Here is a 25620-nt window from a genome sequence, read left to right as displayed (position 1 = left end):
TTGTTATTTAGCATCGTATAATTCTATTTTTATAAGATATTTGTAAAAACTGAATAATGAAAGCTATTTTAGTTTTACTAAGCCTATTTATTACATCAATTTTAACAGCACAACATCAGCCAAATTTAGATGTTGAAAGGATTAAAGCTGAAGTCACTATAAATGATACTTTACGAAGTATTTCAGGTGAAGTTTCAATTTATTTTCATATCAAGTCAGCAGTTGACTCAGTGTTTTTTGATGCTCAAAATTTTAAGTCCATCAATTTAAATCAATTCAAGTTCAACTATAATTCTGAAAAAATAATTTTCTATCATCATTTTAAACCTAACAAAAGTTATAAAATAAATTTAAGCTATCAAGCTAAACCAAAACAAACACTTTATTTTACAGGCAAATTAGGAGATTCTGAATTTCCACTTCAAATGTGGACGCAAGGTCAAGGTAAGTACACTTCACATTGGTTACCAAGTTTGGATGATATGCGTGATAAAATTGAATTTGATTTAACTTATACCTTGCCAAGTCGATATAAATTAGTTTCTAATGGAAGCCTAAAGCGTAAAACTGAACACTTAAATTTATCAACTTGGGAATTTGACATGCAACAACCAATGAGTAGTTATTTGGTTGCTTTTGCAGCTGGTAATTATATTGAAGAAACCCAAAACTCAAAAAGCGGAATTCCTATACACAATTATTTACCTATTCAAGACTCAACAAAATTTAAGTCAACCTATACCTATACGCAAGAAGTATTTAATTTCTTAGAGCAGAAAATTGGTGTGAGCTATCCTTGGCAAAATTATAAACAAATCGGTGTTCGGGATTTTTTATATGCAGGTATGGAAAACACAACTTGTACCATTTTTTCAGACGAATTTATCACTGACTCAATTGCAAAAAATGATTCAGATTTTGTTAATGTAGAAGCACATGAATTAGCGCACCAATGGTTTGGGAATTTAGTAACCGAAACTTCAGCAAAGCATCATTGGCTACATGAGGGATTTGCCACTTATTTTTCGTATTTAGCTCAAGAACACTTGTTTGGTACTGAATTTTTCGAGCATCAGTTATTCACGACTGCGGAAAGTTTAAAACTGCGCTCAGACCAAGGAAAAGGCCAGCGTTTGTTAAATCCAAATGCTAATTCGCTTACATTTTATGAAAAAGGGGCTTGGGCACTTCACGCTTTGCGAAATCGAGTAGGTGATAAAGTCTTTTTTGAAGCGATTAGCCAGTATTTAGTCAATAATGCTTATAAACCTGTTGAAACTGATGATTTTTTAGCTGAAGTTCAATCGTTGACGAAAGTTAACCTAGCACAATTTAAACAAGATTGGTTATTGCAAAAGTCGTTTCCAGCTAAAGAAGCACAACTTATTTTGAAGGAATCACCTTTTATTGAGCAACTATTTGAGCTGAAGGCTTTGCGTGAGCGACCTGTTTCTGAAAAAGAAAAGCAGTTAAAAGAAGCATTATTAAGTAAACACATTGATTTTTTTGGACCTGAGGTGGCACTGCAATTAATCAGCGATAAAAATTTGATTGAACCCGAGTTACTTCAACTAGCACTACAAACCAATCACCTTAAAACACGTCAAGTTCTCATTAAAAACCTCAATAAAATTCCGCATCAACTTCAGTTATCTTTTGAAGAATTACTAAGTGATGAATCTTATCTTACAAGAGAACATGCTCTGTTGAAATTATGGCTTAATTTTCCTAAAAAAAGAAACATTTACCTTAAACAAACTAAAGGTCAAGACGGTAATATCCATTTAAATATAAAGTTATTACACTTAATGCTTTCAGCACTGACCAATCCAGATGAAGCCTACCAACCAGTGAAAGATTTAGTATCTTTTACAGGATCAAAAATGCCTTATCAAATCAAGCGTCAAGCTTTTGTGTATTTGTTTCAGCTCAATTATTTTGACGAGGAAAGTTTAATTAACTTAAGCGAAGATTTAAGTCATCCTGTTTGGCGCTATAGAAGTTTTGTAAAACAACTATTTACTGAAATATTAAAAGATGATGCTATCAATAATATCGTTATAGAACTACTTAATAATGATAAAATTCACAACCGCTCAAAGCTCAAAGATTTATTGAAAAAGTAGCTTACCACAACTGTTTGGCTTCATTTTTTAAGAAAGCTAAACCAGTCATGCTAGGCGATTCTTTTTCAAGTAGTTCTGTTAAAATATATTCGCGTAATTTTTGACTGTCGGTAATTTTTTCGCTCATTGTTGACTGTCTAATTAAAGATATAGTTGCATTTTTAGAAGCTCTAATCGCTTGCCAGCACTTGTCTGAAACATAAATTTGTTGCACTAAATTATGTTCGAACTCCTGTTCAATAGTAGCTACTAGCAAATTTTCATAATCAAATTTATTATTGCCTGTGGGTTTAACACGTTGTAGGAGATTACCAGGATTAATGCGCTCTAAGAATAAAGTTAAACGTTCATAAGCTTGAATTCTTACAGGTAAGGCCTCTTTTTTTAAGGCTTGAAGATTATCATTATACTGAGTTTCTTTTAGAAAATCAGTATGTGTCTTAAAAAAATAGTAAGCAACACCACCAACCACTAGAGCTGGGAGCAAAATCATTATAAGTGTTTCAATACTTGGCATAGCGTTTTAAATTTCTTCAAAGATATTAAAGAAAATAAGATGCTAAAGTGCGCCGATAATTAAATTTGTTTCTGTTATTTTTGAAATCTAACTACTGAAAAACAAATTTCTTTTGCAAGACTATATTGATCAATTAAATGAAGCCCAGCGGGAAGCTGTTTTACAAAAAGACGGCCCAATGATTGTAATTGCTGGTGCTGGTTCGGGTAAAACACGTGTTTTAACTTTTCGCATTGCACATTTGATGCATCAAGGCGTAGACCCGTTTAATATTCTAGCTTTAACCTTTACTAATAAAGCGGCACGAGAAATGAAAAATCGTATTGCCCAAATTGTTGGAAGCAATGAAGCTAAAAACCTCTGGATGGGAACTTTTCACTCTGTTTTTGCTAAGATTCTTCGTATTGAAGGTGATAAGCTAGGTTACCCTTCAAATTTTACGATATATGATTCTAACGATTCTCAGCGGTTAATGCGGAGTATTATTAGAGAAATGAATCTGGATAAAGATGTCTATAAATACAAACAAATTCTATCCCGTATTTCATCCTTTAAAAATAGCTTAATTACAGTTAAAGCTTATCGTAATGATTACGATCTTCAAGAAGCCGATGCAATGGCAAAACGCCCAAGAATGGGTGATATTTATCAAGAATACGTCGAGCGTTGTTTTAAAGCTGGAGCAATGGATTTTGATGATTTATTATTAAGAACCAACGAGTTGTTAACACGATTTCCTGACGTTTTAGCAAAGTACCAACAGCGTTTTAAATATATCTTAGTAGATGAGTATCAAGATACCAACCATTCCCAATATTTAATTGTGAGAGCTTTAAGTGATCGCTTCCAAAATATTTGTGTTGTTGGTGATGATGCCCAAAGTATTTATGCTTTTAGAGGCGCAAATATTAATAATATTCTAAATTTTCAACGTGATTATGATGAGGTTAAGTCATTTCGTTTAGAGCAAAATTACCGATCGACCAATAATATAGTTCAAGCGGCGAATTCTGTAATTGATAAAAATAAAACTAAGCTTGAAAAAGTTGTTTGGACAGAAAATGAACCTGGATCGAAAATTCATGTTAATCGCTTAATGAACGACGCTGAAGAAGGCCGATTTGTAGCCAGTTCTATTTTTGAAAAGCGTATGCAAAATCAGTCTAAAAATGGCGATTTTGCAGTGCTATATCGTACAAACGCGCAAAGTCGAGCTATTGAAGATGCCTTGCGGAGAAAAGATATTCCTTATCGAATTTATGGCGGCTTGTCTTTTTATCAACGAAAAGAAATTAAAGATGTTTTAGCTTACTTAAGACTCATTGTGAATCCTAAAGATGAAGAAGCCTTAAAGCGAGTCATTAACTTTCCAACACGTGGTATTGGTCAAACAACAATGGATAAATTAAGCCTTGCTGCTAACCATTATAAACGCAGTATTTTTGAAATTATCGAGCATATTGATAAACTCGATTTAAAAATTAATAGAGGCACCAAAACGAAGCTTGGTAATTTTATAAACATGATCAAAAGCTTTCAAATTTCAGCTAAGCGGGAAGATGCGTTTTATATGACTGAATTGGTCGCTAAAAAATCAGGTTTACTGCAGGAATTTAAAAAAGATGGTACACCTGAAGGTATCGCTAAATTAGAAAATATAGAAGAATTACTCAATGGTGTTCAAGACTTTGTTGAAGGACAAAAAGAATTAGTTGATGCCACAGGTTCGCTTACAGAGTTTTTAGAAGATGTTGCCTTAGCAACTGATATGGATAAAGATATTGGTGATGAAGATCGAGTTGCGTTAATGACGATACATTTAGCCAAAGGTTTAGAATTTCCATATGTTTACATTGTTGGTTTAGAAGAAGATTTATTTCCTTCGGCCATGAGTATGAATACGAGGAGTGAACTTGAAGAAGAACGCCGCTTATTTTATGTTGCCCTAACTCGTGCTGAAAAAGAAGCCTATTTAACTTATGTAATTTCACGTTATCGATGGGGAAAATTAATAGATGCAGAGCCTAGTCGGTTTATTGAAGAAATTGATGAGAGTTTTTTAGATTTTATGGTACCTAAAGACGATTATAAATTTAAATCGTTTATTGATCGTGATATTTTTGATGATGATGTTGATAAGTCAAAACTTCGCCAAGAAAAACCAAAAAAGGCAACACCGCCACCAAGTCATAAACCAACCGAACAGCAGCTTCGTAAGCTTAGAAAGTTGAAACCAGAAGGCAAAACAATCTCAAAACCAGCGAAACCAGTTAATTTAAAAGCCGGTGATTTAGTTGAACACGAGCGTTTTGGTCAGGGAACAGTGATTGAAGTTAATGGTGCAGGCATTGATGCTAAAGCTTCAATTAATTTTAATTCTAGTGGTGTTAAAAATCTTATTTTAAAATTTGCTAAACTTAAAAAGTTATAAATGTTAAGCGTAAACAAACTCATCGTTGCTGCTTTATCTTTATTTAGTATTGCTTTATTGACAATGACATTTTTTTTGCCTGAAGAATCAGAAGTCAATAAACTTTTGCATTATTATGATTTTGGTTTATGTGTCGTTTTCTTTTATGATTTTTTGAAACAATTTATTAATAGCGACCAAAAGCTAAAATACTTTTTCACCTATGGTTGGTTAGATTTGTTATCTTCAATTCCTGTTATAGCTGAATTTAGATATGTAAGAATTTTTCGAATTTTTAGAGTTTTAAGAATTATCCAGTCATTTAGAATGTTAGTGAAGTTTATTAGCTCTAATCGTGTGGCAAGCTTGTATGGCCTTATTATTTTTATGGCTGTAACAATTATGATTATTACGTCAACTTTAGTATTGTATTTTGAAAAAGATAGCGGTAATATTAAAACTGCTGAAGATGCGTTATGGTGGAACTATGTAACCATTACAACTGTCGGGTATGGAGATTTTTATCCTGTTACTTCAATAGGAAAGTTGCTTTCTGGGATTTTAATTTTAACAGGAATTGCTTCTTTTGGTGCTGTAATTTCTTATATTACAGGAAGAGTTGATACTATAAAAGAAAAAGGTAAAAATCGATAATTATGGCAGAATATGTAAAATTATATGAAGAAAATCCTTCTGAAAAGGTATTAGATAAAATAACAAAAGTTCTTAAAAATGGCGGTTTGGTTATTTATCCCACAGATACTGTTTATGGCTTAGGATGCGATATAAATAACAATAAAGCGCTAGAAAAAGTTGCAAGACTTCGAGGTGTAAAACTTGAAAAAGCTAACTTTTCATTTATTTGCCATGATTTGAGTAATCTGTCAGAATATGTGGCGCAAATTCCCGCCAATACATTTAAGATTTTGAAACGAAATTTGCCTGGAGCTTATACTTTTATTCTGCCTGGAAATAATAACTTACCTAAAGTTTTTAAAAAGAAAAAAACGGTCGGGATTCGTGTTCCAGATAATTCAATAGCTAGAGCAATTGTTGAAAAATTAGGAAACCCTATTATTTCTACATCAATACGAGATGAAGATGACCTTATTGAATATACTACTGACCCAGGATTGATTTTTGAGAAATGGCAGAAACATGTTGATTTAGTAATAGATGGTGGTTATGGCGATAATACGGCTTCTACCGTCATAGACTTGACTCAAAATGAACCAGTTTTGATTAGAGAGGGAAAAGGTGCTATAGAGATTTAATCAACTTAAATTTAGTCATAAAAAAAGCCTCAATAAATGAGGCTTTTTTTGTTTTATAATGAAAGTAAATTACATTTCACCTTCCATTTTCTCTTTTGCATTTTCAGCGCCTTCTTCCATTTTCTCAGCACCTTCTTCCATAGCTTCTTTAGCTTTTTCAGCACCTTCTTCCATAGTTTCTTCTACTTTTTCAGTACCTTCTTCCATAGTTTCCTCTACTTTTTCAGCGCCTTCTTCCATAGTTTCTTCTACTTCTTCAGCGCCTTCTTCCATCTTATCTTCAGCCTTGTCCATAGTTTCTTCAACTTTGTCTTCAGATTTTTCGGCTTTTTTCTCTGTACAGCTTACAGTTCCAAGAACTAAAGCAGTTGCAACTCCTAATGTTAAAAATGTCTTTTTCATGTTTAATATTTAATTGTTAAGTTGCAAATATATTTTTAATTGTTAAAACAATCAAAAATTATCAGGATTATTTATAATTTTCTGAGACCTATTAATGTGATTTTCAAGTGTTGATTTATTCATTTTCTTGAGCAGGCTCATCATCATATTCATTCTTGGGTTATTTTTAAACTCATCTTGCTTTTCATGTAAAAAATTCCAATAAAGGTTATTGAATGGGCAAGCTTCTTCACCTTCTTTAGCTTTTACTTTGTAATGACAAGATTTACAATAATTACTCATTTTATTGATGTAGCTACCACTAGAGACATAAGGTTTTGTGGCTACTATTCCTCCATCTGCAAACTGGCTCATACCACGTGTGTTAGTAATTTCTACCCATTCTATAGCATCAATATATACACCTAAATACCAAGCATCAACTTCGTCTGGATTGGTCATGGTTAAAAGTGCAAAATTGCCTAAAACCATCAATCTTTGGATGTGATGTGCATAAGCGTGGTTTAAACTAGCATTGATAGATTGGTTCAAGCAGTTCATTTTAGTTTTACCTGTCCAATAAAAATCTGGTAGTTTATTTTTATTGTTTAATGCATTTTTTGAGGCATAATCTGGCATTTCTTTCCAGTAAATACCTCGCATGTATTCTCGCCAACCTAAGACTTGCCTTACAAAACCTTCAACTTGAGAGATGTCTATTTGGTCTTGATGTTGATGGTAATGTTTAATTACAGCATTATTAACTTCATTAGGTGATAACATTTTTGAGTTTAAAGAAAATGAAAGCCTTGAATGAAATAACATATTTTCATCGGTATGCATGGCATCTTCATAATCACCAAAATGGGGTAGTAGATGCTTGCAAAAGAAATCTAACACATCCAATGCTTCTTTTCTAGAAGTTGGCCACGAGAAACTTTTTGCATTTATTCGCCCAAAGTGCTTAATATAAGATTTATTGATTTGGTTAATAACTTCGCTGACATCCTTTTTAAAATTTTTATAACTAGGAACTTCAACTTGTCCAGACCATTTTTTACGATTGCTTTTGTCGTAATTCCACTGACCTCCAACAGGCTGTTTACCATTCATTAACAAGTCATGTTTTTTACGCATATCTCTGTAAAAATACTCCATGACCATTTCTTTCTTTCCTTCAAAGAACTTACTTATATCATTTCTTTCGGTATAAAAATGTTCAGTATCTTTAGAGGATGAATCTATGTCTAATTGATTGCAAAATGCTTCTAGTTTCTGGTCTAAGCGGTATTCGTCAGGTAAAAGATATTCAAATTTACTAATTTGATGTTTTTTAATTATTGAAGTAAGATTTTGCTCTAATGATTGCTTATTATCCTTATCGTCAATCTGATAGTAAATAACTTCATGATTATTTTTCTTAAGATGATCTGCGAAATTTCGCATCGCTAAAAAGAAGCCAACTATTTTTTGAATGTGATGTTTAACATAGCTCGTTTCTTCTTTAGTTTCAGCCATGAAATAAATAAAATTCTCTGATGTGTCTTTAAACCATGAATGATTGTAATTGAGCTGATCGCCTAAAATGAGTCGTAATGTTTTCATTTAAAATAAGTTTTCTTGTAACCACGTGCGTTGATAAGTTCCGTTAGAATCGTAGCGTTCAGCTTGACGTTTAATGTTAAATTTTCTGTCGCGTGGGTCATTTCCAACACCGCTATTATACATCCAATTGCCCCAATTGCTGTGCACATCATAATCAATTAGCATCGCTTCAAAATAGGCTGCTCCTTTTCGCCAATCTTGTTGCCACTCTTTTGCCCAATAGCTATTGACGTTTTGTCGCCCGCGATTACTCATAAAACCTGTTTGTTTTAATTCAAGCATGTTTGCATTGACAAAATTTTCAGGTGTTTGACCGTTAATCCATTGTTGAAAGGCTTTTTCATGATTATTCCACTTATAATCTTTATTTAATATTCCACCTAATTTAAAAATTGAATTTCCATGTTTAAGTGAAATATATTTGAAATAATCACGCCAAATAAGTTCAAAAATCAACCAGTAGGTGTCCTGATTTTTTTTGATTTCTTTTTCAAATTTTTTAACTTGATGATAAATTGAAACCGCTGAAATAGAGCCATTTGATAACCAGGCTGAAAACTTAGAACTGTAATCAGTGCCTAATAAGCCGTTTCTTGTTTTCTTGTAGTATTGTAATTTTTTTGTTTCCCAAAAGTAATTGCTTAGCCTTCCCCAAGCCGATTTTTCACCACCTTCAAAAGGAAAGGCAGATCTAGAATCTACTTTAAAATTGTCTAAACCTAAATCATTAAGTGATGGCATTTTAGCTTTAAAATCAATAAAGTATGAACTATCTTGTGCATGAGGCACAGGTAGCTCTGCTCTAACTTGGCTTTGTTTTTCGCAAGCTTTTCTAAACTGAGTGAAAACTTCAGGAATTTGTTTAAAATCATTAAACGGAATATCTTCAGGGTGAAACAAAAATTGGTTATAAGTAGAATTTAATTTAATGCTAGGATTAGCATTCTCTATATTTTTCTGGACTTTATTTTCTTCTGAAGTCCATTCTGTTTGAAAGAAGATTTCTTCAATTTCAAAATCTTGCTGAAGTTGATGAAGCGCTTGTTCTGGCGTATCAGTTGAAGTGTATAAACCTATATTTAAATCTTTTAGTTTTTGTTGAAGACATTTTACGGATTCAATTAAAAATTTAGCTCTAAATTTTTCAGTTTTTTTAAATCCGTATTCGGTTTCTTCAAAATGCCTTGGATCGAAAGCATAAAGAGCTATCACAGGCATATTAGACTTCATTGCATTAGTTAATACTTGATTATCACGAACTCTTAAATCGTTTCTGAACCAAACTAAGTTGACTTTTTTTCTGTTCTGCATCGTTTGCTACAATATTTTACGTTTTCCCAATTTTTTTCCCATTTCTTTCGCCAAGTAAATGGCCTACCACAGGTTAAACAAATTTTTTCTGGCAAATGTGTTTTTTTATGAGCCATGAGAAATTTGTTTTAAATTTTCATTTGGTTTTGCATAACTTAAGCGTTTAATTAGTTGTGTTTCAACATAAGCATCAAGGCCTATGCATGCTGTAGACTTCAACTTTGAAACGTCAAGCCAACCATCTTCTGCTTGTCCTTTTTCATCATAAATAATATGTTCTATTTCTCCAATAATAAGGCGACATCCATTTTCTTCAATTAAGTATGAATTTACATATCGGCAAGCCATTTTTATTGCTGAATCTTTAACAAAAGGCGCTTCAAATTCTTCGATAAATTCTTGTTCGATGTTAAGTTCATCAAATTCAGATGCATTGACTTCATATTTTGCTGAAGTTTGGTGCGCTTGTTCAATCAGGTGATATGGTATTTGGTTAATAGTAAATTGCTTGTTTTCTAAAATATTATTGTAAGTATCTCGTCTAACAGTTGTCGGACGCAATATAAAGCCTAACATAGGCGGATTACTACCAATGTGCATAACCGAATTAAAGATGGCTAGATTTGTAATTCCTGAGTTATTTGTTGAGCCTATTAAATTTACAGATTTAATTCCACTACAAGAGTTAATTAAATTAGCTCTGTAGCGAGATTCAAGTGCGTTTAAATCTGTTTTTTTAAGATGTGCCATAAAAAAAGCCGATAATTTTACCGGCTCAATTTAAATATTGTTTAATGTTTTTGTGTTAAAAAATAAACAAAATTATGATGTCTCGCTTAATAGTGGATAATCGGTGTAGCCTTTCTCGCCTGGTACATAAAAGGTATCTGAATCCCAATCTTGTAATTCAGCATTTTTTTCAAAGCGAATAGGCAAATCAGGATTTGAAATAAATAATTTTCCAAACGCCACCATATCAGCATGGCCGTTTTTAATAATTTTATTTCCAGATTCTTGAGTAAAACCAGCGTTAATCATTAAATTTCCATTATACAGAGGTCTAAAATGTTCAGCAATGTTAGTCACTAAATAGTCGATATCGCTTACATCATTGAATGGTTCAGATAAATGTAAATATGATAAGTTGTAATCATTTAATTTTTTTACAATATATTCAAAAGTTGGTATTGTTTCTTCATCAGCTTCCATGCCGAAGATTCCGTTTAGCGATGGATTTAATCGAATACCAATTCTGTTTTCCGGAACAAATACTTTTATAGCATCTAAGACTTCAAATAAAAAACGAGTTCTGTTTTCTTTGTTTCCGCCGTATTCGTCTGTGCGTTTATTAGATGATTTATTAAAGAATTGATGAAACAAATAACCATTTGAAGCATGAATTTCAACACCATCAAAACCAGCTTCAACAGCATTTCTAGCTGCAAATTTAAAGTCTTGAACGGTTTGCTTTACTTCTTCAGTTGTCATGGCTTTTGGTTCAACTGTATCTTTAAAACCTTCTGGAGTATAAGATTGAGAATGAGGATTTACTGCACTTGGGGCCAAAGGTTTTTTGCCATCATGAAAATCTGGGTGAGACATGCGGCCAACATGCCAAAGTTGAATGAAAATTTTTCCGCCTTCTTCATGTACAGCGTCGGTCACTTTTCGCCAGCCTTCAATTTGTTCCTTACTATGAATTCCTGCCGTATTTATATAACCAACAGCTCTTTCAGAAACTTGAGCACCTTCACTGATTATTAATCCTGCACTTGCCCGTTGCGTGTAATATTTTACATGTATATCAGTTGGTGCATTGGCATCATTATCAGCACGACTTCTAGTCATCGGTGCCATAATTACACGGTTATTAAGTTCTAAGTCCCCTAGTTTTATTGGTTTTAATAATTCTTGAGATTGATTCATGTTCGATATTTTTTGCGTAAAGTTAAACGTGTAAATGTTTTTGAGGTGTTAAGCTCTTTGTAAAAATCCTTAATTTAACTTGAAGATTTTTGTTAAGTTTGGGCAAAATTGAAATTAATGAAAATAGGATTAATTAAAGAACGTAAAACACCGCCGGATAGACGTGTGGTTTTTACACCAGAACAAGTTGATCAGCTTCAGCAAGAACACCAACTTAAATTTGTAGTCGAGCCTTCAGATATTCGTATATTTCCTGACGAAAGCTATCAGAAACGTGATATTGAGGTAAGTGAAAATCTAGATGCTTGTGATGTTTTGTTAGGTGTAAAAGAAGTTCCTATTGAAGCTTTAATTCCACATAAATCCTATTTTTTCTTTTCACATACCATCAAAATGCAGCCTTATAATCGCGATTTATTGAAGGCCATTCTTGATAAAAAAATCACCCTTTACGATCATGAAGTCATCACCAAAACTAATGGTTCAAGACTAATCGGTTTTGGTAGATATGCAGGTTTGGTTGGCGCTTATAATGGTTTTAGAGCTTTAGGTTTAAGAGATAATTTATTTAACTTGCCTAAAGTTGAATATTTAGACGACTTAAATGCCGTAAAAGAAGAACTAGACAAAATCAAATTGCCTCAAATAAAAATTTGTTTGACCGGAAGCGGAAAAGTGGCTCTCGGAGCAAAAGAAATTTTAGATCATTTAAAAATTAAATCAGTCGGCGTAGAGGCATTTTTAAGTGAAAAGTTTGAAGAGCCGGTTTATTGTAAAATTGATGTTTTAGATTACAATAAACCTAAGTCTACCTGTAAAGGTGAAGTTTCTAAGTCTCACTTTTTTAAGCATCCAGAAGATTATGAAAGTGATTTTATGCGTTTTGCAGAAGTAACCGATTACTTTATTGCAGGTCACTTTTACGGAGAAGGCGCACCATATCTGTATACTAGAGAAGATGCTAAATCACCTCAATTTAACATCAACTTAGTAGCCGATGTAAGTTGTGATATCGATGGTCCTGTAGCTTCAACAATAAAACCATCAACTATCGCTGAACCGTTTTATGGCTATCATCCTATTTCAGAACAAGAAGTTGAATTTAATCATCCGGAAGCAATTACTGTTATGGCTGTTGACAATTTACCTTGCGAACTTCCTAAAGATGCTAGTGAAGGCTTTGGAGAAATGTTTGCAGAACATGTGATTCCTGCTTTTTTTAATAAGGATAAAGATGGAATTCTAGAGCGAGCTAAGATGACAGAGAATGGTCAGTTAACAGCCAAATATGCCTATCTTCAGGATTTTGTAAATCAATAGGAAGACTTAATATGATTATAAAAATCTATTATTAAAAATCTTAGTATAGTAAAATCTTATAATTTAGATTTGTACTAAAATAAAATTATGAGATTTCATACAAGAAAATGGGTAAAACCTGAAGATTTAAATCCTAATGGAACTTTATTTGGTGGTCGATTGCTAGAATGGATAGATGAAGAGGCTGCATTGTATTCAATTATTCAGCTTGAAAATCAAAAAACGGTAACTAAATTTATTAGTGAAATTGATTTTCAAAGCTCTGCTGTTCAAGGTGATATCATAGAAATTGGTATTGAAGTGGTTAAGTTTGGCAAAGCCTCACTAACTTTAAAATGTGAAGTCAGGAACAAAATGACACGAAAGACTATTATCAGCGTAGACCGAATAGTTATGGTAAGTTTAGATGAAAACGGCCAAGCGAAACCTCACGGTAAAACTGAAGTTGAATATGTGAAAAATCGTCTAGCTGAGGATTAAGAACTAGGTAAGTATTTTTTATCAGCGTAGAATGGTCCAAATGGTAAAATTGAACATAAAACAACAATCATAAAAGTTGAGAACTTCCAGTTCAGTTTTTCATACATATAATAGGCACCAATAATGTACAGTACAAATAAAATGCCATGCGCCATACCAACAACTCTTACATATTCTGGCATATCATACATGTATTTTAAAGGCATTGCAATGCCAAGTAATACTAAAAAAGATATAGCTTCTAGGTAACTTAATATTTTAAAGGCTTTTATCATGATGTGTTCGTTTGATTGAAAAATAAAATTTAATTTTACGGTTACAAAATTAGGTATTTTTAACCATAAGAATCTTAAAATCTAACTAACCTATGAAAATTTTAGTAACTGGCGGCTTAGGCTTCATTGGGTCACATACTGTAGTCGAATTACAACAAAAAAATTATGAAGTCGTTATTATTGATAACCTTTCAAATTCGTCAATAGATGTTTTAAGCGGGATTGAAAAAATAACAGGGAAAACACCAGAATTTCATAATTTTGATTTATGTGAACGAGAAAAAGTCAATCAGTTTTTTAAAAATCATCAAGATTTAAGCGGAATCATTCATTTTGCTGCATCAAAAGCGGTCGGTGAAAGTGTTGAAAATCCTTTACTTTATTATGAGAATAACATTAATACCTTAGTCTATTTACTGAAAGCTCAAACTCAATTTCAACAAGCTAACTTCATCTTTAGCTCGTCATGCACTGTTTATGGCGAAGCAGATAAATTACCTATTACTGAAGACGCGCCTGTTAAACAAGCAGAATCTCCTTATGGAAATACAAAACAAATTGGTGAGGAAATAATCAGAGATACAGCAAAAACTTACAGTCATTTTAAGGCAATTGCTTTGCGTTATTTTAATCCTATTGGTGCTCACGAATCGGCTGAGATTGGCGAACTTCCTATTGGAACACCACAAAATTTAGTCCCTTATATTACACAAACGGCGGCTGGCATCCGTAATGAATTATCAATTTTTGGAGACGATTATCCAACAGTTGATGGCACTTGCATTCGTGATTATATTCACGTAGTCGATTTAGCAAAAGCCCACGTAGTTGCCTTAGAACGCCAACTACAAGATAGCTGTAAAACCAATTTTGAAGTCTTTAACTTAGGAACTGGTAAAGGCAGTTCTGTGAAAGAAGTAGTCCAAACATTTGAGCGTGTTACAAACCAAGAGCTTCCACACAAAATAGTAAGTAGGCGAGAAGGCGATGTTGTAGCAGCTTATGCCGACACCCAAAAAGCGAAAAATGAATTAGGTTGGGCAACTAAATTAACTCTTGATGACGCCTTAGCAAGTGCGTGGAAGTGGCAATTAAAGTTAAGACAAACGCATTAAGTTTGATAAGTGTAAAATCGCGCCCCTAATTGGTCAGTATGAGTGGTTTCTATTTTCTCTAAGGCAAACTCATTTTTAGGTTGTAAAACTGAAGTAGATTTTGTTTTTTGGTGCAAGTCTTTATACGTTGCAAAAGAAATAGCTTTTCGATAATCTAGTTTTTGTTTTAAATTAGTTTTATTTATTTCAGTTAAAAATGAAGCTGTTAATTTGCCTTGAAAAACCTTAGATTTAGAACCACTTCCATAAGCGATAAAACCAAGTTGGTCTCCAACATTTAGTTTTTCTTGTTTGTAAAAAATATCTGAAATTAAAGCCATGAAAATAGAGGCTGAATATAAATTCCCAATTTCTGAAGAGGCTTTCTGGCCAGCTGTTATTTTATCATTCACGAATTCACGATATTCATTTGATTTTCCTAAAGCTTTTAAGTCCTCAAAACTAAATTGTTTTTGAGGTTTAGTTTCAATTCCATAAATTTCTGTAAAAATTCGTTTTCCATGGAATGCATAAGGAAGATGAAAAATAATACTTCTCCACCGATTAAATAAAGGCTCTGTTGATTTTAATTTTAACTTATCTTTTAAGTTGAAGTAAGCTTCTCGAATTCTATCTTGGTAACAGTTGTTAGAAAATTGCCCATCAAAAACGGGATCGTCTCTAAATACTTGCAAAATATCTTCATCATAAGCTTTGCCATTAATTTTAGCTTTCGAGTAGAAACGCCGTGGCTTAAAAAAATCATGTTCGCTTTTAAAGCCTATACCAATCTCAGAATTAAAAGATATTAATTTGGGTTCAGTTTCAACTAACATGGCCACTGCACCAGCACCTTGGGTATATTCTCCTGGTGAATTAAGTGCGTACTTTGCATAATCACTTGCGATAACAACCGCTTTAGATTTTTGATTTACACGCACATAGTCTAAAGTGTTTTGCGAGACATCAACACCTCCAATACAGGCAAATGTCATATCAACGACATCTGTATGTTTAAAACAACGTTCACCAAACTGCGATTCTAGTTGTTTTTCGACCATTTGTACGGCATAGGTAGCAGTCGGTTTTGAACTGTCTAAGCCGCTTTCTGTACTTAAGTAAATACGATCTAAAGTTCGAGGATCTAATTGGTTGGTTTGAACTAAGTCTAGCAAAGCATTAGCGGCTAAAGTTGCCGTATCTTGATGATGGTCTAAAAAGGCCATTTTATAAATACCTAAACCTTTTTTAAGCTTTTCGGCGTCAATTTGGCGATATTTTGAGAAATTTTCTACATCTAAATACAGTTTAGGAATACTAAACGCTATATGGCTTATACCTACATTCATCACTCTAATTTTTGTGCAAATTAGCAAAACATCCTGTAAGGTATTATGTTAAAAATATAAACAATTTATAATTTATTAACTACAAGGATTGCGGATTTAATACTGCTCGTTTTCGTTAGGAAAATCTTGCGATTTTACATCTTTTTTATACTGTTGAAGTGCATGAGTCATTTCAGAATGTAAATCTGCATAACGACGTAAAAAACGTGGGCTAAATTCTTTGTTCATGCCTAACATGTCGTGAATTACTAAAACCTGCCCATCAACGCCACCACCAGCGCCAATACCAATCACAGGAATGCTAATACTTTGCGCAACTTCTTTTGCTAATTTAGCAGGAACCTTTTCCAAAACCACAGCAAAACAGCCAATGCGTTCAAGCATTTTAGCATCTTCTTTAAGTTTCTCGGCTTCATATTCTTCTTTAGCCCTAACCGTATAAGTTCCAAACTTATAAATTGATTGCGGCGTTAAACCTAAATGACCCATAACAGGAATTCCTGCTTTCAATATGCGTTTAATAGAATCTTTAATTTCTTTTCCACCTTCTAATTTTACTGCATGAGCACCACTTTCTTTCATAATTCTAATAGCACTTCTTAAGGCTTCTTTTGGGTCACTCTGGTAACTTCCAAAAGGTAAATCGACTACCACTAAAGCTCGTTTTACAGCTCTAATAACACTTGAAGCATGATAAATCATTTGATCAAGTGTAATAGGCAAAGTAGTTTCATGGCCAGCCATAACATTAGAAGCGGAGTCGCCAACTAAGATCACATCAATTTCAGCATGATCCACAATTTGAGCCATTGTATAATCATAAGCCGTGATCATTGAAATTTTATCATTATTCGATTTCATATCGGTTAATGATTTTACGGTGACTCTTTTATATTGTTTTTTTGCTGTAGACATTGTATTAAATTTAATTGTGTGTAAATTTAGCCAAATTATTAGGAATATAAACTTTACCTTATGAATATCGTTTTATTTGACGACCAATATCGAAACAATTTTTTACCATTAACCTATACAAGACCAATTGCTGATTTACGTATTGGAATTTTAAAAATTACTGAAAAGTTTCAGCATTATTTTCCGTCGGCCTCTATATTTTATCAAACTGAAGATTACCTTCAAAACAAGTTTAAGTCTATTGAATCTGGCGAATGTCTTTTTATTAACAGTCGATTTTTACCAACTGAAAATTTTGTTGAACAGCTTCAGCAATTAGGTACTAATGAAGCCTTGGAGCACGAAAACAATGTCTTAGCTTATTATGCTAATCCAGTTGAAGGTTTTGATATCAATAAATACACATCGATTTCAGTTGATTTTAACGGCATTTATATTGAAGATATATGGGATTTATTTTCTAAAAACCATGAAGCCATTTCAGCAGATTTCACATTATTAACTCAGCATAAAGCTTCACAAGCCATACCAACACATGTTTATGCAGTTAATTCAGAACAGATTTTTATTGAAGAAGGCGCTGAAATTCATAATGCAACTTTAAACGCTTCAGAAGGGCCAATTTATATTGGTAAAAACGCTGTCTTAATGGAAAATACGTCAGTTCGTGGACCATTTGCTTTATGTGAGCATTCAACCCTAAAAATGGGCGCTAAAATATACACAGGCACAACTATTGGGCCGCACTCGAAAGTTGGAGGCGAAGTGAGCAATTCACTTATTCAGGGTTATACAAATAAAGGCCATGACGGGTTTTTAGGAAATTCGGTTATTGGTGAGTGGTGTAATCTAGGAGCTGATACCAATACTTCAAACCTTAAAAATAATTATGCACCTGTAAAATTATGGAGTTATGAAGCCAACCGGTTTAAAAATACCAATTTACAGTTTTGTGGTTTAATCATGGGTGATCACTCAAAATGTGGTATTAATACAATGTTTAACACAGGAACAGTGATTGGTGTATCTGCCAATATTTTTGGTTCTGGTTTTCCACGAAATTTTATTCCGAGTTTTTCTTGGGGTGGAAGTCAAGGTTTTAAAACCTATAAATTAAATAAGGTTTTTGAAGTAGCTGAAGTTGTAATGAAACGCCGAAATATTAAATTAACCGATACTGACCGAAATATATTAGCGCATATTTTTGAAATAAGTGCTCAGTTTAGGCGCGATTAATTTATTTAACGTACATGCGTTGATATGTTGGCTGAAGTGCTTGATTTTCGAACAATAACTCACTTGAAAGCTGAGATAATGGTAAGCTTGGTTTACCTTCGGTTAAATTAAGTCCCATTTCTTCTAAAGCACGATTAAGTAAAGGTTCATTTTGGTTCCCAATAATACCAGGATTGGTGTAATCTTCATTTAACTGAACATCAGGCGTTAATCCTTCAAAATAATCGGTTACACCATTAGCATTAGCTGTTTTTAAAATCAGTGGCTGCAAAGCGTACAAGTGATTAATACTTGCGCCATCACGTCTAAAGTTCTCAGAATCGTACAAGGTGACAGAGCCTTCAAATTTACCGACAGTTGTTTGCCCTATTTGAATAACATCAATATAAGGTTTTAAGGTATTTATAACTAATTCACTTGCTGAAGCTGTTGAAAAACCGGTTAAGATATATACACGGTTTAGATTGAGGCTACTAATATTTGCTCCAGTTCTAATTTGATTATCAAATCGTAATTCTTCATCATCAAAATTGTCATTATAATATTCAAAAGCAAAAATTTCGCCTTGAAACTGGCCTGTAATCATTGAAGCTAAATCTTTAGCTGTTTCTATATTACCACCTGAATTGTAACGTAAATCAAGAACAAGCTCATCAATATTTTCAGACTTAAAATTGGCGAAAACCGTATTAAGCTGACTATCAAAATTACTTCTAAACCCGTTATACATCAGATAACCAACTTTGGTATTGTCTTCTTCAATCACTTCAACTGAGTAGATAGGGTTTTCGGTTAGTTGAGTTTTAAATAAACTGATTTCAGTTGATAATGGTGTTAATTCAGCACCATTAAATTCAGCTAAACCAATAGTGTAGGCATCTCCACCAAAAAGTGAATTAAAATTTGTATTAGGTGTTAAAGTTTCTCCGTTAACGCTGTTAAATATCATACCTCTCTCAATTCCAGCGTCTTCTGCTGGTGAGTTTGGTACAACATACCTTACAAACCCAAAAACTGAATTTGAATCAGAAATATTAACTAAACCAAATTGCATGCCGGTTGTAAAATTAATACCATCAAGACTGTTTTCTAGAGCAATATAATTATCAACAATTATTGAAAACCGATCTTGTGGCGCTAGTAAATCGTTAAATAAAGCTTCTGGCGATTCAAAGCTGTTTAAATAATTGGCGTAAGCTTCATTAGTAGCAAATGCATTGTCTGCTAGGTTTGGAGAATCAGGCTTGTATAGATAAAAAACATTCATAGCTTTCCATACAAAATCATTTATTTCTAGCGTCGATGCAGGTGTAATAACATCATCTATATCATCTTGACAACTTGAAATAGTCAAGCAAGCCAAAAGCATGAGCATTATTTTTTTCAACATAAGTCATTAATTAAAAGTTTATAAATTTATAAAATAATTGTAACAAACCTAAGATTCATTCGTCGAGATAATGAAGACTAACCAAAACCAAATGAACGCAGATTTATTTATGCATCAAATAGAACCTATGCAGGCTAAGCTATTTAGATTAGCAAGGAGGCTTCTAGTTTCGCAAGATGCTGCTAAAGATGCTGTTCAAGATGTGATGGTCAAGCTTTGGGAAAAACGATCGCAACTTGCTGATAAATCAAATTTAGAAGCATTTGCGATGACAGTGACTAAAAATCATTGTTACGACCAATTGAAGTTAAAGCGTAATCAAAATGTAAGTTTAACACATGAAAATATTGAGGACAATGCCAAAAACATAGACCAAGTTATTGAAACACAAGATCAAGTCCAAAAGTTAAATAATTGTATTGCTGCTTTGCCAATTAACTACCGTATGTTAATTCAACTACGCGACATAGAAGCTTATAGTTTTGAAGATATTGCAGGTATTATGGAAATGAGCGAAACCAATGTAAGAGTAACTTTGTCAAGAGCAAGAAAGGCTTTAGTAAAACAAATGAAAAGACAACAATCATGAAATTAGAGATCACTAGAATAAGGTTACTAATTGCTAAATATGAAAATGCTGAAACTAGCTTAGAAGAAGAGCAAGAATTATATAGTTTCTTTAAAAATAGAGAAGCTATTCCTGAAGATTTAGAAGTATATCAACATATATTTTTAGGATTCGGACAACTTGGGCATCAAGATTTAAACCAAGAATCAAGTCAGGTTGAAGTGACCGATAAATCAAATTCTAAATATGTATGGTATAAAATTGCTGCGGCTTTAATTATAGCTTTAACTACTTCTGTTTTTATATTTAATTCAAATCAATTATCAACCCAAGAAGAGCGTGAAGCAAGAGAAGCCTTAGCACAAACTGTAGCTATATTAAACGCTGTATCTTCAGAAATTAATCAAAACACAGAAAAATTAAAATACATTAATCAACTAAAATCTTCAACAAATAAATATTTAAAATAATAAATTATGAAAACAATATCAATTTTAATAGCCATGACTGTAGCAATGTTAACAAGCTCAATAATGGCTCAGGATTTTTCTCAATTTGAGAATAAGAAAGGTGTCACGTCGGTATTAGTGACTAAACAGATGTTTAAATTAATGAGTAAATTAGACTTGCAAAGTCAAGATGAAGATATGCAAGATTACATCAAATTAGTCGAAAATTTAGAAGACATCAAGATTTTTATTAGTCAAAATCAAACAACTAAAAACAGCTTAAAAGCTGAAGTTGATAACTACTTAGCTAATACAAAACTTGATTTGCTTATGAAAGTAAATGATGATGATAATCAAGTTGTTTTTTATGTAAAACCTGGAAAAACTGATGATTTAGTCAACCAGCTATTTATGTATGTAAATAATGGCGATAGTAACGACTCTGAAACCGTTGTGATGTTAATTAATGGTCTTATAGATTTAAATGAAATTTCTAAACTTACCAGTCAACTTGACGTACCAGGCGCAGAATCACTTGAAAATTTAAAAAACAAGAAAAACAAATAACAATGAAATATTTATTCACAACATTGTGCTTAATGATATTAGTCTCATGTTCTAACAAACAAAGTTTACAGGAGTATTTAATATCTAAAGATAAAGATGCTAATTTTAAAACAATGAGTGTAGCAACTGATTTATTAGTGCCAAATATTGAGGAACTATCAACTGAAGAGCAAGCAACTTTAAAAAAAATTAAATCAATTAATGTTGCTGCGATGCCAACAGATAGCGTAAATCAAGTAGCTTACGAAAAAGAAACCCGACAAGTTGAAACTATTTTAGAGAATTCAACTTATCAGACACTGATGAAAATGAACGCTGATGATAAAGGCATGAACTTATTGTATATCGGTAATGACATTAAAATCGATGAAGTTGTTTTTTATGGAAAAAGCAAAGAAACAGGAATGTTAGTAGCACGTTTAAATAGCCGTGATTTAAAACCAAATGATTTGGCTAAACTACTTAGTATGGCTGATAAATTAGATATGTCTCAAATAGAAAATTTTTCAGAGAATTTTAAGTAATCATCAAAATTAAAACAAAAAAAGCCAGTAGTTGTACTGGCTTTTTTTGTTAAATCTTAGTTATTTAAGCTGATATGTATTAGTATATAATTAGAATCTACTATTTTCAAGAAAAAGCTTTTATGGAATATATAGATATTGTTTTAAAATTTATTATCGCATTTGGTATTTTTAATGTTTGGTTAATACGATACAATAAGCCTACAACCTGGCGTGGAGCTAAAGCTAATAATATGGTGGATGAATTTAAGGCGTATGGTTTACCAAAGACTGCTGTTCCAATTATAGGAGGTTTAAAAATCTTAGCAGCTATAGGTTTAATTGTGAGTTATTGGATTCCACAAATTGAATTATATTCAGCTTTAATCATGGCTGTTTTAATGATAGGTGCAATTTCTATGCATGTAAAAATTAATGACGAACTTAAAAAATCTTTACCCGCATTTTTAATGTTACTATTATCATTGGCTGTAATGTTAATAGATTAACATAATTCTATTTTTTATCTAGAGTAGGTTGGTCTACAATTGGTCTGTTTTCTCTGTTGGCAAGTTCCCAAGCAGTATGAAATATGAGTTTAGCTCTTTTAGCTAACAAATCATATTCAATTTTTTCAGCTGTGTCTGTTGATTTATGATAATCTTTATGAACACCGTTAAAGTAAAAAATAATTGGTATGTCATATTTAGCAAAGTTGTAGTGATCACTTCGATAATAAAATCGGTTAGGATCATTTTTAGCATTAAATTTATAATCTAAATCCAAGTTTGTAAATTTTTTATTAGCGTTTTCAGATATGTTGTGCAGTTCAGTACTTAAGCGATCGCTCCCAATTAAATACACATAATTATCATTATTTTTATGAGCTTTATCACGACGTCCAATCATATCAATATTGAGATTAGCAATGGTTTGATTTAATGGATAAATCGGGTTATCAGAATAATATTTAGATCCGAGTAAACCTTTTTCTTCAGCTGTAACATGTAAGAAAATTATACTTCTTTTAGGCTCAAAACCTTCCTTTTTTGCTTCCATAAAGGCTTCAGCAATTTCCATTATAGCGACTGTTCCAGAGCCATCATCGTCAGCTCCGTTAAAGACTTTTCCATTTTTAATACCTAAATGATCGTAATGAGAAGTTAATACCAAATATTCATTAGGAAGTTCATTACCTTTAATAATTGCAATTACATTTTCGCTATCTGCAAATTTATTATTAAAATAACTAGAGCTAATTTCTTGGAAATAGGGTGTTTCGTCTAAATCACCACCTGAAATATTTAAACTTATATAAAAGTCTTTTAAATAATTAGCCGCTTTTTTTTGACCTTCTGTACCGGTTTCACGGCCTCCAAAATCATCTGAACTAAAGACCGTTAAATAATCATTTAAATCGTTAGCTGTAATTGTTTTAGCAAATTTTAGTTGAGATTTATCTGTCGATTGTGATTTAGTGGTCTTACAAGAAATCAATAGAATAAGTAAAAAAGGAAAGTATAAAAGTTTCATAAGTTTAATTTAGTGCTAATATAAATCAAAGCTTTTAGAATTGCTAATGTCATTTTTTGATATGTTTAAGTTATTGGTTTACAAAGAGAAACTTTTTAGAATGCTTGATAGGTATTAATCACAATAAAAAATTTCAAAAAAATCTTTTGTGAATTAAAATAAGCTTCTATATTTGCACTCGCAATTGGAGAAATGGCAGAGTGGTCGAATGCGGCAGTCTTGAAAACTGTTGAGGGTCACACCTCCGGGGGTTCGAATCCCTCTTTCTCCGCAAGCCCCATTTTTTAATGGGGTTTTTTATTGGGCATAATTGGCATAAAATTTCTCATAGCTTTTTATCTTTTTGTGCCCATTTTTACATTTAGTTGACATTCCCTTAAATCTAAATCTCTACATTTGCCTAAAATTCCCTATAATGCGCAAATTACTTTTTTTTAGTCTCTTTATTTTTACATTTTCAACGCTCAATGCCCAAGTTATAATTAATGAACTTGATGCAGATACTGATGGTGTTGACGATAAAGAATTTATTGAATTTAAAACCCCAAATCCAAATACTCCTTTAGATGGTTATATTATGGTGTTATTTAATGGCTCTTCCAGTGGTGGAAATTCAAGTTATTACACTTTCAACCTTGATGGATTAGAGACAGATTTTAATGGTTTATTGGTGCTCGGTGGTCCAGAGTTAGATCCTGCACCTAATGTATTACTTCCTATAAATGTCTTTCAAAATGGCGCCGATGCTGTAGCTATTTATCAAGGTGACGAGTCTGATTTTCCAGATCAAACATTAGCTACAACCAATAATCTTATAGATGCATTAGTTTATGATACCGATGATTCAGACGATGTTGATTTGATGAATTTATTAGGTGTTCAAGCTCAAATTAATGAAGATGACAACAATAATAAGGACTTCGAATCTATACAGAGGAATAATGATGGTTCATGGTTTGTTGCTACACCAACGCCTCGTGTCCCTAACGATGGTAGTGGAGTAACACCAATATTTATAAATGCTCAAGTTTCTAGCACTAACATAAACGAGTCAGAAAGTTTTGATATTACTTTCACGGCTAGTGAAGTATTATCTCAAGATTTGAGTCTAAATTTTACGCTTGCCAACGCTGGTTTTAATCAGTCTGACTACATTGGAGATACTTCTGTAACAATAACTTCTGGTACAGCATCTGAAACCCTTACTATACAAACTGTTGATGATAACCTTGATGAAGGTGATGAGTTTGTCAATATTTTAATTTCAGAACCTGCAGCACCTTATGTTTTAAATGCAAATAATATTGAAGTTATTATAGTTGATGACGATTTTCAAGTTGCTAATTATGGTACACCATTAAACCCAACTTTTGGTATAGTTTCAAGTACAGCCCCAGAAAACTATTACACAAATATTGAAGGCTTAAGCGATCAAAATTTAATAAACGAATTACAAGCCATTATTGCTGAAGAAGGTGTGGTTAAAACGCATTCTTACGCAGATATTTATTTTATTTTAGAAGAAGCTGATGTAAGTCCGCTAAACAGTAATAAAGTTTGGCTTATTTACTCAGAAATTGATAAGCCAGTCTACGAAAAGCAAACAGGTTCTGCTAGTATAGATAAATGGAATCGAGAGCATGTTTTTCCTAGGTCAAAGGGTGGTTTTTTCAGTATTGATGATGACGATATTGCTAATGGTATTAATGTTTTTTGGAATACCACGGCCGATTCACTTCGCCATGGTAATTCAGATGCACACCACTTAAGGCCAGCTTTATCTACAGAAAACAGTAGTCGTGGTAATCAAAATTTTGGAGAATATATAGGACCAACAGGTAATCAAGGTAGCTTTAAAGGCGATGTTGCTAGAGCAGTTTTTTATATGCAAATTCGTTACAATGGTTTAGAAGTGGTTAATGGTTTTCCAACAACAGCTAACGCTGGGCAAATAGGTGATTTGCAAACGCTGTTAGATTGGCACGAGCAAGACCCACCAGATGATTATGAAATGAATCGTAATAACGTGATTTATAACTGGCAAACCAATAGAAACCCATTTATAGATTATCCTGAACTCGTCGATTATATTTGGGGTGATAAAATTGGGCAAGCTTGGGATAGCTCATTATCAACAACTTCAACTGAAATTGAGAATGTAAAACTTTACCCAAACCCTTCAACTGGAAGGTTTAGCATTTCAACCTCTCAAAACTTTTCAAATCTTAAAATCTATAATGTTAGTGGTCAACTAGTTTATCAATCAGAAGTCAATTCTTCTAAAATTACATTGAATCCTAATTTATCTAAAGGTGTTTATTTTGTTCAACTAAGTTCAGAAGAAAAAAGTCATAAAATCAAATTAATCATGCGTTAAAATTGTAACTTTTA

General features: G+C 32.6%; 26 protein-coding genes and 1 tRNA gene. 15 read left to right on the top strand and 12 right to left on the bottom strand.

Annotated elements, in window-relative coordinates:
• Positions 1 to 56: 56 nt before the first annotated feature.
• Positions 57 to 2126: a M1 family metallopeptidase gene (locus BUB82_RS01665; protein WP_073191122.1), complete on the top strand. Its 2070-nt coding sequence runs from the start codon at positions 57 to 59 to the stop codon at positions 2124 to 2126.
• Position 2127: 1 nt separating this feature from the next.
• On the opposite strand, the gene BUB82_RS01660 is transcribed toward BUB82_RS01665, so the two are convergent.
• Positions 2128 to 2643: a DUF7935 family protein gene (locus BUB82_RS01660; RefSeq protein ID WP_073191119.1), complete on the bottom strand. Its 516-nt coding sequence runs from the start codon at positions 2641 to 2643 to the stop codon at positions 2128 to 2130.
• Between the two features lie 112 nt (positions 2644 to 2755).
• Here BUB82_RS01660 and BUB82_RS01655 point away from each other — a divergent pair, with 112 nt between their 5' ends.
• The 3 genes from BUB82_RS01655 to BUB82_RS01645 are packed head-to-tail and all read left to right on the top strand — an operon-like array spanning position 2756 to position 6327.
• The gene (locus tag BUB82_RS01655; protein ID WP_073191117.1) at positions 2756 to 5074 is read left to right on the top strand and encodes an ATP-dependent helicase; all 2319 of its coding nucleotides are present in this window, start codon (positions 2756 to 2758) and stop codon (positions 5072 to 5074) included.
• The gene (locus BUB82_RS01650) at positions 5075 to 5707 is read left to right on the top strand and encodes a potassium channel family protein (protein ID WP_073191114.1); all 633 of its coding nucleotides are present in this window, start codon (positions 5075 to 5077) and stop codon (positions 5705 to 5707) included.
• 2 nt (positions 5708 to 5709) lie between these two features.
• Positions 5710 to 6327 carry an L-threonylcarbamoyladenylate synthase gene (locus BUB82_RS01645; protein WP_073191112.1) on the top strand — a complete coding sequence of 206 codons (618 nt, stop codon included), beginning with the start codon at positions 5710 to 5712 and terminating at the stop codon, positions 6325 to 6327.
• A 69-nt stretch (positions 6328 to 6396) separates the two neighbouring features.
• On the opposite strand, the gene BUB82_RS01640 is transcribed toward BUB82_RS01645, so the two are convergent.
• The 6 genes from BUB82_RS01640 to BUB82_RS01615 form a co-directional block, all read right to left on the bottom strand.
• Positions 6397 to 6729: a hypothetical protein gene (locus BUB82_RS01640; RefSeq protein WP_073191109.1), complete on the bottom strand. Its 333-nt coding sequence runs from the start codon at positions 6727 to 6729 to the stop codon at positions 6397 to 6399.
• Between the two features lie 51 nt (positions 6730 to 6780).
• Positions 6781 to 8313: a cryptochrome/photolyase family protein gene (locus tag BUB82_RS01635; RefSeq protein ID WP_073191107.1), complete on the bottom strand. Its 1533-nt coding sequence runs from the start codon at positions 8311 to 8313 to the stop codon at positions 6781 to 6783.
• Positions 8314 to 9624, bottom strand: a complete 1311-nt coding sequence (locus BUB82_RS01630; RefSeq protein ID WP_073191104.1) for a DASH family cryptochrome — start codon at positions 9622 to 9624, stop codon at positions 8314 to 8316.
• Complete coding sequence (locus BUB82_RS01625) at positions 9597 to 9740, bottom strand: DUF2256 domain-containing protein (RefSeq protein ID WP_073191101.1); 144 nt, start codon at positions 9738 to 9740, stop codon at positions 9597 to 9599. The genes BUB82_RS01630 and BUB82_RS01625 overlap by 28 nt, the downstream gene beginning before the upstream one ends.
• Positions 9730 to 10374 carry a flavin reductase family protein gene (locus tag BUB82_RS01620; protein ID WP_073191098.1) on the bottom strand — a complete coding sequence of 215 codons (645 nt, stop codon included), beginning with the start codon at positions 10372 to 10374 and terminating at the stop codon, positions 9730 to 9732. The genes BUB82_RS01625 and BUB82_RS01620 overlap by 11 nt, the downstream gene beginning before the upstream one ends.
• Before the next feature lie 72 nt (positions 10375 to 10446).
• A complete protein-coding gene (locus BUB82_RS01615; RefSeq protein ID WP_073191095.1) occupies positions 10447 to 11550 on the bottom strand; it encodes an alkene reductase in 1104 nt (367 codons plus the stop codon).
• Positions 11551 to 11667: 117 nt separating this feature from the next.
• Here BUB82_RS01615 and BUB82_RS01610 point away from each other — a divergent pair, with 117 nt between their 5' ends.
• The gene (locus BUB82_RS01610; RefSeq protein ID WP_073191092.1) at positions 11668 to 12870 is read left to right on the top strand and encodes an NAD(P)-dependent oxidoreductase; all 1203 of its coding nucleotides are present in this window, start codon (positions 11668 to 11670) and stop codon (positions 12868 to 12870) included.
• Between the two features lie 87 nt (positions 12871 to 12957).
• Positions 12958 to 13350: an acyl-CoA thioesterase gene (locus BUB82_RS01605; RefSeq protein WP_073191089.1), complete on the top strand. Its 393-nt coding sequence runs from the start codon at positions 12958 to 12960 to the stop codon at positions 13348 to 13350.
• Here the strand turns inward: BUB82_RS01605 and BUB82_RS01600 are convergent.
• Entirely contained in the window at positions 13347 to 13625 is a 279-nt protein-coding gene (locus BUB82_RS01600; protein ID WP_073191086.1) for a DUF3817 domain-containing protein, read from the bottom strand. The genes BUB82_RS01605 and BUB82_RS01600 overlap by 4 nt on opposite strands.
• 92 nt (positions 13626 to 13717) lie before the next feature.
• Here BUB82_RS01600 and galE point away from each other — a divergent pair, with 92 nt between their 5' ends.
• Positions 13718 to 14740 (top strand): UDP-glucose 4-epimerase GalE, encoded by a 1023-nt coding sequence (gene galE / locus BUB82_RS01595; RefSeq protein ID WP_073191083.1) that lies wholly within the window; start codon positions 13718 to 13720, stop codon positions 14738 to 14740.
• Here the strand turns inward: galE and BUB82_RS01590 are convergent.
• Positions 14737 to 16068: a hydroxymethylglutaryl-CoA synthase family protein gene (locus tag BUB82_RS01590; protein WP_073191080.1), complete on the bottom strand. Its 1332-nt coding sequence runs from the start codon at positions 16066 to 16068 to the stop codon at positions 14737 to 14739. The genes galE and BUB82_RS01590 overlap by 4 nt on opposite strands.
• Positions 16069 to 16164: 96 nt before the next feature.
• The gene (gene panB / locus BUB82_RS01585; RefSeq protein WP_073191077.1) at positions 16165 to 16983 is read right to left on the bottom strand and encodes a 3-methyl-2-oxobutanoate hydroxymethyltransferase; all 819 of its coding nucleotides are present in this window, start codon (positions 16981 to 16983) and stop codon (positions 16165 to 16167) included.
• A 60-nt stretch (positions 16984 to 17043) separates the two neighbouring features.
• Between panB and BUB82_RS01580 the strand changes: the two genes are divergently transcribed.
• The gene (locus BUB82_RS01580) at positions 17044 to 18219 is read left to right on the top strand and encodes a GlmU family protein (protein ID WP_073191074.1); all 1176 of its coding nucleotides are present in this window, start codon (positions 17044 to 17046) and stop codon (positions 18217 to 18219) included.
• Position 18220: 1 nt separating this feature from the next.
• Here the strand turns inward: BUB82_RS01580 and BUB82_RS01575 are convergent, their stop codons facing one another.
• The gene (locus BUB82_RS01575; protein WP_073191071.1) at positions 18221 to 19609 is read right to left on the bottom strand and encodes a S41 family peptidase; all 1389 of its coding nucleotides are present in this window, start codon (positions 19607 to 19609) and stop codon (positions 18221 to 18223) included.
• 91 nt (positions 19610 to 19700) lie between these two features.
• On the opposite strand from BUB82_RS01575, the gene BUB82_RS01570 reads away from it, so the two are divergent.
• The 5 genes from BUB82_RS01570 to BUB82_RS01550 all read left to right on the top strand — a co-directional run bounded on the left by BUB82_RS01570 (position 19701) and on the right by BUB82_RS01550 (position 22205).
• The gene (locus BUB82_RS01570; RefSeq protein WP_073191853.1) at positions 19701 to 20198 is read left to right on the top strand and encodes an RNA polymerase sigma factor; all 498 of its coding nucleotides are present in this window, start codon (positions 19701 to 19703) and stop codon (positions 20196 to 20198) included.
• Positions 20195 to 20647 (top strand): hypothetical protein, encoded by a 453-nt coding sequence (locus tag BUB82_RS01565; protein WP_073191068.1) that lies wholly within the window; start codon positions 20195 to 20197, stop codon positions 20645 to 20647. Before BUB82_RS01570 ends, BUB82_RS01565 begins: the two co-directional genes overlap by 4 nt.
• A gap of 6 nt (positions 20648 to 20653) precedes the next feature.
• Positions 20654 to 21193 carry a DUF4252 domain-containing protein gene (locus tag BUB82_RS01560; protein ID WP_073191065.1) on the top strand — a complete coding sequence of 180 codons (540 nt, stop codon included), beginning with the start codon at positions 20654 to 20656 and terminating at the stop codon, positions 21191 to 21193.
• A gap of 2 nt (positions 21194 to 21195) precedes the next feature.
• Positions 21196 to 21717 (top strand): DUF4252 domain-containing protein, encoded by a 522-nt coding sequence (locus BUB82_RS01555; protein WP_083574441.1) that lies wholly within the window; start codon positions 21196 to 21198, stop codon positions 21715 to 21717.
• Between the two features lie 122 nt (positions 21718 to 21839).
• Complete coding sequence (locus BUB82_RS01550) at positions 21840 to 22205, top strand: DoxX family protein (protein ID WP_073191060.1); 366 nt, start codon at positions 21840 to 21842, stop codon at positions 22203 to 22205.
• A gap of 7 nt (positions 22206 to 22212) precedes the next feature.
• Here BUB82_RS01550 and BUB82_RS01545 read toward each other — a convergent pair whose 3' ends face one another.
• Entirely contained in the window at positions 22213 to 23229 is a 1017-nt protein-coding gene (locus BUB82_RS01545) for a M28 family metallopeptidase (protein ID WP_073191057.1), read from the bottom strand.
• Positions 23230 to 23415: 186 nt separating this feature from the next.
• Here BUB82_RS01545 and BUB82_RS01540 point away from each other — a divergent pair.
• Together BUB82_RS01540 and BUB82_RS01535 are read left to right on the top strand one after the other, a co-directional pair.
• Positions 23416 to 23500 (top strand) — tRNA-Ser (locus tag BUB82_RS01540).
• Between the two features lie 144 nt (positions 23501 to 23644).
• Complete coding sequence (locus BUB82_RS01535; RefSeq protein ID WP_073191054.1) at positions 23645 to 25606, top strand: endonuclease; 1962 nt, start codon at positions 23645 to 23647, stop codon at positions 25604 to 25606.
• Positions 25607 to 25620: the final 14 nt, after the last annotated feature.

Source organism: Psychroflexus salarius (genome assembly GCF_900129035.1).
Taxonomy (GTDB): domain Bacteria; phylum Bacteroidota; class Bacteroidia; order Flavobacteriales; family Flavobacteriaceae; genus Psychroflexus; species Psychroflexus salarius.
Note: the sequence above shows the minus strand (reverse complement) of the source record. Positions and strands in the feature narration are given on the sequence as shown.

Excerpts from the sequence above, each read along its gene's own strand:
- BUB82_RS01565 (WP_073191068.1), top strand. The coding sequence starts at position 20,195 with ATGAAATTAGAGATCACTAGAATAAGGTTACTAATTGCTAAATATGAA.
- BUB82_RS01650 (WP_073191114.1), top strand. The coding sequence starts at position 5,075 with ATGTTAAGCGTAAACAAACTCATCGTTGCTGCTTTATCTTTATTTAGT.
- BUB82_RS01560 (WP_073191065.1), top strand. The coding sequence starts at position 20,654 with ATGAAAACAATATCAATTTTAATAGCCATGACTGTAGCAATGTTAACA.
- BUB82_RS01590 (WP_073191080.1), bottom strand. The coding sequence starts at position 16,068 with ATGAATGTAGGTATAAGCCATATAGCGTTTAGTATTCCTAAACTGTAT.
- BUB82_RS01555 (WP_083574441.1), top strand. The coding sequence starts at position 21,196 with ATGAAATATTTATTCACAACATTGTGCTTAATGATATTAGTCTCATGT.
- BUB82_RS01640 (WP_073191109.1), bottom strand. The coding sequence starts at position 6,729 with ATGAAAAAGACATTTTTAACATTAGGAGTTGCAACTGCTTTAGTTCTT.
- BUB82_RS01630 (WP_073191104.1), bottom strand. The coding sequence starts at position 9,624 with ATGCAGAACAGAAAAAAAGTCAACTTAGTTTGGTTCAGAAACGATTTA.
- BUB82_RS01615 (WP_073191095.1), bottom strand. The coding sequence starts at position 11,550 with ATGAATCAATCTCAAGAATTATTAAAACCAATAAAACTAGGGGACTTA.
- panB (WP_073191077.1), bottom strand. The coding sequence starts at position 16,983 with ATGTCTACAGCAAAAAAACAATATAAAAGAGTCACCGTAAAATCATTA.
- galE (WP_073191083.1), top strand. The coding sequence starts at position 13,718 with ATGAAAATTTTAGTAACTGGCGGCTTAGGCTTCATTGGGTCACATACT.
- BUB82_RS01635 (WP_073191107.1), bottom strand. The coding sequence starts at position 8,313 with ATGAAAACATTACGACTCATTTTAGGCGATCAGCTCAATTACAATCAT.
- BUB82_RS01550 (WP_073191060.1), top strand. The coding sequence starts at position 21,840 with ATGGAATATATAGATATTGTTTTAAAATTTATTATCGCATTTGGTATT.
- BUB82_RS01570 (WP_073191853.1), top strand. The coding sequence starts at position 19,701 with ATGAACGCAGATTTATTTATGCATCAAATAGAACCTATGCAGGCTAAG.
- BUB82_RS01625 (WP_073191101.1), bottom strand. The coding sequence starts at position 9,740 with ATGGCTCATAAAAAAACACATTTGCCAGAAAAAATTTGTTTAACCTGT.
- BUB82_RS01660 (WP_073191119.1), bottom strand. The coding sequence starts at position 2,643 with ATGCCAAGTATTGAAACACTTATAATGATTTTGCTCCCAGCTCTAGTG.
- BUB82_RS01535 (WP_073191054.1), top strand. The coding sequence starts at position 23,645 with ATGCGCAAATTACTTTTTTTTAGTCTCTTTATTTTTACATTTTCAACG.
- BUB82_RS01580 (WP_073191074.1), top strand. The coding sequence starts at position 17,044 with ATGAATATCGTTTTATTTGACGACCAATATCGAAACAATTTTTTACCA.
- BUB82_RS01575 (WP_073191071.1), bottom strand. The coding sequence starts at position 19,609 with ATGTTGAAAAAAATAATGCTCATGCTTTTGGCTTGCTTGACTATTTCA.
- BUB82_RS01620 (WP_073191098.1), bottom strand. The coding sequence starts at position 10,374 with ATGGCACATCTTAAAAAAACAGATTTAAACGCACTTGAATCTCGCTAC.
- BUB82_RS01545 (WP_073191057.1), bottom strand. The coding sequence starts at position 23,229 with ATGAAACTTTTATACTTTCCTTTTTTACTTATTCTATTGATTTCTTGT.
- BUB82_RS01645 (WP_073191112.1), top strand. The coding sequence starts at position 5,710 with ATGGCAGAATATGTAAAATTATATGAAGAAAATCCTTCTGAAAAGGTA.
- BUB82_RS01600 (WP_073191086.1), bottom strand. The coding sequence starts at position 13,625 with ATGATAAAAGCCTTTAAAATATTAAGTTACCTAGAAGCTATATCTTTT.
- BUB82_RS01605 (WP_073191089.1), top strand. The coding sequence starts at position 12,958 with ATGAGATTTCATACAAGAAAATGGGTAAAACCTGAAGATTTAAATCCT.
- BUB82_RS01665 (WP_073191122.1), top strand. The coding sequence starts at position 57 with ATGAAAGCTATTTTAGTTTTACTAAGCCTATTTATTACATCAATTTTA.
- BUB82_RS01610 (WP_073191092.1), top strand. The coding sequence starts at position 11,668 with ATGAAAATAGGATTAATTAAAGAACGTAAAACACCGCCGGATAGACGT.